Source organism: Streptomyces sp. NPDC054887 (assembly GCF_053610585.1).
In genome coordinates, this window is the sequence record NZ_JBSGYQ010000084.1 from 22,044 (window position 1) to 29,157 (window position 7,114).

At 65.9% G+C, this 7,114-nt stretch carries 6 protein-coding genes; 4 read left to right on the forward strand and 2 right to left on the reverse strand.

Annotated features, from left to right (window positions below; genetic code table 11):
• Positions 1 to 204 precede the first annotated feature (204 nt).
• Positions 205 to 1,314 carry an RNA polymerase sigma factor gene (locus tag ACWGH0_RS31265; RefSeq protein WP_453407638.1) on the reverse strand — a complete coding sequence of 370 codons (1,110 nt, stop codon included), beginning with the start codon at positions 1,312 to 1,314 and terminating at the stop codon, positions 205 to 207.
• 1,445 nt (positions 1,315 to 2,759) lie between these two features.
• Here ACWGH0_RS31265 and ACWGH0_RS31270 point away from each other — a divergent pair.
• From ACWGH0_RS31270 to folP, 4 genes are all read left to right on the forward strand, one after another.
• On the forward strand, positions 2,760 to 4,004 hold the full coding sequence (locus ACWGH0_RS31270) for a PucR family transcriptional regulator (protein WP_453407639.1): 1,245 nt from the start codon (positions 2,760 to 2,762) through the stop codon (positions 4,002 to 4,004).
• An 83-nt stretch (positions 4,005 to 4,087) separates the two neighbouring features.
• Positions 4,088 to 4,450: a bifunctional 3-phenylpropionate/cinnamic acid dioxygenase ferredoxin subunit gene (locus ACWGH0_RS31275; protein WP_453407640.1), complete on the forward strand. Its 363-nt coding sequence runs from the start codon at positions 4,088 to 4,090 to the stop codon at positions 4,448 to 4,450.
• Positions 4,447 to 5,613, forward strand: a complete 1,167-nt coding sequence (locus tag ACWGH0_RS31280; protein ID WP_453407641.1) for an NAD(P)/FAD-dependent oxidoreductase — start codon at positions 4,447 to 4,449, stop codon at positions 5,611 to 5,613. Before ACWGH0_RS31275 ends, ACWGH0_RS31280 begins: the two co-directional genes overlap by 4 nt.
• Positions 5,614 to 5,684: 71 nt before the next feature.
• A complete protein-coding gene (gene folP / locus ACWGH0_RS31285) occupies positions 5,685 to 6,500 on the forward strand; it encodes a dihydropteroate synthase (protein WP_453407642.1) in 816 nt (271 codons plus the stop codon).
• Positions 6,501 to 6,697: 197 nt separating this feature from the next.
• On the opposite strand, the gene ACWGH0_RS31290 is transcribed toward folP, so the two are convergent.
• A partial coding sequence (locus tag ACWGH0_RS31290; protein WP_453407643.1) for a transposase occupies positions 6,698 to 7,114 on the reverse strand: 417 nt, incomplete at its 5' end.

Sequence of the window (7,114 nt, forward strand, 5' to 3'; positions counted from 1 at the left end):
AGTTGGGCGATCCTTCCGGATAGTCGCCCTTCTGACTTCAAGAGGACCGCGAGCATCTATGCGGATTCAATGCGGGGCGCCCCTCATTAATGGCGCCAAGCGTGGACGGTACCTGTAGGTAAGGCCGGACGGCAGCTCTCGGTCGCTGCACGACTACAAGGAGATCCGACTCCCAGCGTCCCAGCGACGGTCTGGTATCAACGCTCACCGGAGTGTGACAAGGCCGGTCGAGCGTCCTCCGTCAGCGAGTCGTGGGGAGCCCTCGGGCAGCGGCAAGCCGACGGGGCCAAGGAACGAAGCGGCGGACGTGACCGGCAAGGCCCACAGGGCATAACCGAGGCTGGCGGCCACCACGCCCGAGACGACCCCGAGCAAGAACGCGGTCAGCCTCCCGGAAGCACGCCACCGAGGGCCCGAAGGCCCCCGATGCGCTCCTCCCGGGGTGCGAAGAGTATGCCCAGCCCATGCTCGCGCGCCTTTCCGCCTCCTCGAGGTGCCGAGGTACGGCGGGTCGCCCTGCGGAACAACCACGGTCCGCTTGTGCTGAACGTATGAGGCCCCGGGCCACCACCCCAGGACGGCCCTCGGAAGAAAGCTCTCGACATGGGCTTCCGACTCAGCCAGCGCTTCCAGGATCTGCCGGCATCCGGTGCACTCGGACATGTGCTCGTGCACGCTCGGCGGTGCCCATCCGTCGGGGCGCAGCTGCACGACCGCGTTGCGGCACTCGGGGCGGTCGATGCGCTGCTGGTACAGATACACTCTGAGGTCCCACAGCCTCTTTCGTGTGGCTGTACTGGACTCGGAGATGGAACGGACAGGTATGCCTGTCACACTCGCTAGCTCGACATCGGATTCCCGGTCAACGACACCATGCCACAGAAGGCATTGACTGCTTTCAGACAGCACCGAGAACGCCTCGTTCAAGCGGCCGTCATCCTCGAGGGACCAGGCCGAGCCCTGTTGCACCCAGGACCCGAAGGCGGGGGCGGGGGTGCACCTCCCGACCGAGGAGAAGGTGACCGCCGTGATGCGGACCTGTTCGAGCAACCGGCGACGGAAGCAGCCGAGTTTCCGATGACCGTCGGCCGACGCAGCACCCCGGATGTACTGGAACAACCTGCTGAAAGCCTCGGCAGTGAGCAGTGCGGCGTCCTCCGAAGAGATGACACAAGAGGAGGCATAGGCGAACGCGGCCGCGTAATGGCGTCGGTACAGGCCACGGAACTGCTTGATCCGCCCCGCACGCACCTCGCTGATGAGTTTGTCGTCGGAGGCGGTCACGTTACCCCGAAGGCAGCTCAGGATGCTCATCACATATTTCCGTCGATAGTTGTGGCCGAAGCACTTATGTTGTACGGGTACGTCCAACGCGGCGGTGAAGCCATGGCTTCAGCCGAGGATCTTGGTCAGGGAATGGCAAAGCTCATCGCCGGCGCGAGGCGGAGGGCGGTCCGCCTACGGACGGCGAGAATCTCGCCAGACTCGTCGGCGTATCAGGTGGTCGAGGAATGGCGGATCAGCACTCGGAACAGAGATGGCCATCCTGGCGGAGACATAGTGCTGGCCGGGCCACCAACCCAGCAGGTGATGGGGTATCTGTGCTCGTAGAGCCCTGTCGAGTCCGTTGCTGGTGGGACGGTGTTGCCCACACGTGATGCATGCCGCAGGAGCCTGTGGGGGTTGCTTCGCTCCTCGTGCAGAACGCCTGACGATTGACCGGAATTCGTTTCGGCACCGAGCACAGTCCACTGCCCCTAGATGGGCTTCGACCCAAACCGTGTGGAGTGCGGAGCGCACGGACGCGACCTGTGCGGTGATGGTGTGGGCGCTAAGACCGGTGACCTCGCTGATGTACACGACCTCGTCCCGCTCAACCAGAACGTGCCATGCCACCGTCTGGGACAGAATCGGCATTCTGCCGAAAACTTGAGGGACATGACCGTCGAAGCCCATCGGCCAGAGTGCCCCCTCACGTACCCACAGGGCGAAGGCCGTTGGCGGCGGCACAGCCTTGCGGGTGACGAAAGCCACGGCGGTGGATCGCACCTCATCGAGCAGCCGAAGGCGCAGGCAGCCCGAGTACCGCCTGGTCCAGAGTGACTCGCGTGACATCACCACGGCCAGGACAGACGCGAAGGACCCACACACAAGCTCGTGCGCCTCGTTGTGGTCGTTCACACAGGCCAGAGCATAGGTCATTGCCGACGGGTAGTGACGTCGGTAAATGTAGCGATAGGCTCCGATATCACCATTCCGCACGCTCCGGAGTAGAGCTTGGTCCGAGCGTATGGCCTGGGGCTGCCGGGATGCGAATGGCTGACGAACCACAATGGCACTCCGTCTGACGGTACTTGGCGAACGGCGTACATGGACCCGCTCCTCCGGCGTCACCCTAGGTCGATCACCACTCACTCGTTCAAGAAGTTGTGTGGTGATGACAAATTCCGACCAAGGGTGAACCGATCGGTTCAACGACGCCCCGGTCACCAGGAGTGGACCGGCAGCCCACTGACCGACACCAGCCCCACAGGGGTCAACAGCCGTAAAGCTGTCAGAACGTGAGCACGGAGCGGCCAGTGATCAAAAGCTTGGGTACCGTCCGTCTCACCGCTCGCCCCACTGGCGTCCTGGCCCCCCCAGGTAATCAACGCCGGGTGGGGCGAGCGGCTCGTTGAGCGGGCGGTTTCGGAACGGCGTCGCAGCGGACGGTCCTCACCGCCTGCGTCCCCACCTATCCGGAAGGCCCTTCAACCCCCGTGAGCCACACACAGCAGCCGGCGCACGACCCCTTCAGGCAGCTTCCCCCAGCGTTTTCCACGTTGCTTGAGCCGCTCCTTCCATCGGTCGCGGACGACATCGTCGAAGCCATCTGCGTCAGCATCCCGGAGTACGCCCGCCCCGCGGACCGCGCCTACACGAGGGTGCTGCGCAACGCGGTGGACCAAGCCCTGCGCATGTTTCTCAGCCGTGCATCCACGACGAAGACGAGCGGTGCCACCCTCGCTTCGACGTACGAAACCATCGGCGTTTGGGAAGCCGGCGAGGGGCGCAGCCTCGACTCGTTCCACCTGGCCATGCGTCTCGGCTCACGGATCGCCTGGCAGCAGGTGGTGGAACGTACCGATGAGCGTGTGCTGCCACGGCACCAGCTAGCCGCACTTGCCGAAGCACTGTTGGTTCACATGGATGACATCTCGGCCGCCGTCACCCGCGGCCACCTGCGGGCCAGTTCCCGCCACAAGCACGAACTGGCACTCCGACGCAAGAGGCTCGTGAACCTGCTGGTCTCCGATCCGCCTGCCTCGGCGGAGGCGATCTCCGACCAGGCGCACGTGTGCAACTGGCGCATGCCCCGGCAGCTCGCCGTCGCCGTCGCCGACGACGTCGTGCCGCTGGAGAACACCCTGCCGTCCCTGCCCCCCGACATCCTGGTGGCCCCTTTGAAGGCCGGCACCTGCTTTATCGTTCCGGATCCCGAGGCACCAGGGCGTAAGGACCTGTTGCGGCGCGCTCTGAGGGGGAGGAACGCCGCCGTGGGCCCGTCCGTGCCTGTCACCGAGGCCTCCCATTCCCTGCGCTGGGCCTCGGACGGCCTCCTGCTCATCAGGGGCGGCATCATTCCCACCGCCGACCTGCTGTTCTGCGTCGACCACCTGGCAACGCTTTTGCTTTTCCGGGACACCAAGCTGCTCGAAGCGCTGTCCCGACACCACCTGCATCCGCTGCGGACATTGGGGGACCAGCGCCGGAATCAGCTTGCTGAGACTCTTCTGATCTGGCTGCAAGGGGGCCGCAGCGTCGCCGTCGTGGCGAAGCGCCTGCAGGTTCACCACCAAACCGTTCGCTACCGGCTGCGGCAGCTGGAAGGCCTGTACGGGAGCAAGCTGCACGATCCCGACCTCCAGTTCGAGCTGGAACTCGTACTACGGGCGCGAGAGCTGCGCCAGGCAGCCGCGCGGGACAGACAACTGGGGGATTTCTCGGGTATTTCCGAGCCTTGACAGTGCCATCGGGCAGACTCACCATTGGCGTTGCGCAACTCGCAATCCGTTTCACTATACGCACCGAGACGCAACGAGGTGTCATGAGGATTCCCGTCTGCCCGCTCGCGGATCTGCCGCAGGGAGAAGCCCGCCGACTCGAGACCGAGCCCCCCATCGCTGTATTCCACACCGAGGACGGCGACGTCTACGCCATCGACGACACGTGCACCCACCAGGACGCGTCGCTCGCCGACGGCTGGCTGGACGGATGTGAAGTCGAGTGCCCGCTCCACGCATCCAAGTTCGACTTGCGCACTGGCTGCGCGGACGCCCCGCCCGCCAAGCGGCCCGTGCGTACTCATGAGGTCGGGATCGAAGACGGAATGGTTTACGTGCTCCCCTCCCAAGCCGAACCCAACCTGCCGCCGGACATCACCTCTCGTCTCACCGGGGGACGTACATGAAGACCATCGCTATCGTCGGTGCCTCCTTGGCTGGCCTCTCGACCGCTCGTTCGTTGCGCAAGCAGGGTTACGACGGGCGACTGATCATCATCGGTGACGAGCAGTACCGTCCTTATGACCGTCCTCCGCTGTCGAAGGAGTTCCTCGCCGGGAACATCGGCGAGCCTGCCCTCTCCTTGGAGATGGAGGACGAGAATCTCCAGGCCGAATGGCTGCTCGGTGCACCCGCCACCGACCTAGAGCTCCGACAGCGCTCCGTCGTCGTCAGCGACGGCCGTCTCGTGCAAGCGGACGGGATCGTCATAGCCACCGGCGCGACCGCCCGCCGCCTGCCCCGAACCGGCCACCTCACCGGCGTCCACGTCCTGCGCACCTTGGACGACGCATGGGCACTCCGGCGGGACCTGGAGCGAGGGGGCCGGCTCGTGGTCATCGGAGGCGGCTTCATCGGTGCCGAGGTCGCGTCGACCGCGCGCACCCTCGGACTCGATGTGACGGTGGTCGAAGCCGCCGACGTACCCCTCGCCCGCGCCTTCGGTAAGCCCATGGCCACGGCTCTCGCCTGGCTCCACGCCGCCAACGGGGTCAAGCTCCGCACGGGAGTGGGCGTTCGCTCGGTCACCGGGCACGGCCGAGTGCACGAGGTGGTCCTCCAGGACGGCACCCTGCTCCCTGCGGACACAGTCGTTGTAGGCATAGGAGCCAATCCGTGCGTCGACTGGCTGCGCAACTCGGGAGTGAGGATCAGCAACGGCATCCACTGCGACGCCAGGGGCCTCACCAACATCCCCGAGGTCGTCGCCGTGGGCGACTGCGCCGCCTGGTACGACCCCGACAGCGGATCGCACCACCGGGTCGAACACTGGACAGGGGCACGCGACCTGTCCTCGGTCGCCGCAGCCTCCCTACTCGATCCCGGCACCCCACCCGTAAGGCAGAAGCCGCCCTACTACTGGTCGGACCAATACGGTGTCCGTATTCAATTCGCGGGTAACCGTGAACGCTCGGACTCCGTGAAGGTGGAGGAGGGAACGCTCGGCGAAGGAAGCTTCGTCGCGGTGTACCGGAGCGGGGACAGGCCCGTCGCCGTCCTCGCCGCGAACGCGACACGGACCTTTACCCACTGGCGTCGCCGCCTGACCGCCGAAACGGCAGTCCGGTGATCGCGTGGCCGCGGCCGGGTGCTCCGGCCGCGTACCCGGACGGGCTGCCCCGCCAAGAGCGCACGCTAGTCATGGGCATCGTCAACGTAACACCGGATTCATTCTCGGACGGGGGCCGCTGGTTCGACCCGAGAGAAGCCGTCGCCCACGGAATTGGCCTCATGGAGCAGGGAGCCGACCTGCTGGACGTGGGAGGCGAGTCGACCCGTCCGGGTGCGGTGCGGATCTCTGCCGCAGAGGAGTTGCGCCGCGTCCTGCCCGTCATCCGCGAACTCAGCGCCTCCGGCGTCACGGTGGGCATCGACACCATGCGCGCAGATGTCGCCGCCCGTGCCGTCGACGCCGGCGCGCGACTTGTCAACGATGTGTCCGGTGGCCTCATGGACCGTCGGATGCTGCCCCTGATCGCCCGTTCCAGCGTCCCGTATGTGATCAATCACTGGCGCAACCACGGAAACGGGCCGTTGTTCACGCCTGCCCGGGGGGACATCGTCAGTGAGGTGATCGGCGACCTGCGCGACCGCACGGACGCTGCACTCGCGGCCGGGATACCGCTGGGACGGCTGATCGTCGACCCCGGCATCGGCTTCGGTAAAGCCGTGGACGACAATTGGCCCCTGCTCGGACGGCTCCGGGAGTTCGCCTCCCTCGGGTGCCCCATCATGGTGGGCGCCTCACGGAAGGCATTCCTGGGCAAGTTGCTCGCCGACCCGGTTACCCGACGGGATCGCCCAACGGACGCCCGGGAGGCCGCGACGACGGCGGTGACCGTCCTCGCCGCCGCTCAGGGAACTTGGTGCGTACGGGTCCATGACGTCGCCTCGACGGCCGATGCGCTGCGGGTGACCGCGCGCTGGGGTCGCGAGGCACTGACATTGGCCTTCTAGGCCCAATACCGCTGATTTAAGCGGGTTTCCGGCGTCTGCTGGTTGGTTTGGTGGGTGGCACCAGCGTGACGGTGGGGACCGGTGGTGGGGGTGGGTTGCGGTGGTGGGGATGTTTGAGGTGCCAGTTGCTCATCTTGCGTTTGACGACGCGGGGGTTGGAGCGTTGTCTGCGGGGTGGGAGGAGTCGTTCCAGCAGCTCATGGGTGGTGTGGGTCAGGGCTCGGCTGAGTCGTGAGGGGGGAAAGTGCCGCCTGGTCGGTGACATGGCGGCGGGCGATGCGAAGGGTGCGGGTGAACGACAGCCGGTCGGGGTCCAGGCCGGCTTGCTGAGCGGTGTGGTGCATGACGTCCCGCAATGCGTGATGCACGAGAAGGAAGCCGTAGATTTCCTGCTCGACGCCGTCGGGATATTGCGATCGCAGGACCAGCTGACGGCCACCTTGGTGGGTTTTGATCTCGTCCAGGGTGTTCTCGATTTCCCACCGCTGGTGGTAGAGGCCCGCCAGGTCGCCGGCGGGTGCCTGGTCGGGGTCGCAGATGGTCGTGATCAGCCGGTAGACCGTATCGTCGCCGCTTCGACCGAGGGTGTATTCGATGACGCGAACCCGGGCCGG

What these genes read in the sequence shown, in the direction of transcription:
- ACWGH0_RS31265 (WP_453407638.1), bottom strand. Translation starts at nt 1,314, where the DNA reads ATGAGCATCCTGAGCTGCCTTCGGGGTAACGTGACCGCCTCCGACGAC.
- ACWGH0_RS31275 (WP_453407640.1), top strand. Translation starts at nt 4,088, where the DNA reads ATGAGGATTCCCGTCTGCCCGCTCGCGGATCTGCCGCAGGGAGAAGCC.
- ACWGH0_RS31280 (WP_453407641.1), top strand. Translation starts at nt 4,447, where the DNA reads ATGAAGACCATCGCTATCGTCGGTGCCTCCTTGGCTGGCCTCTCGACC.
- folP (WP_453407642.1), top strand. Translation starts at nt 5,685, where the DNA reads ATGGGCATCGTCAACGTAACACCGGATTCATTCTCGGACGGGGGCCGC.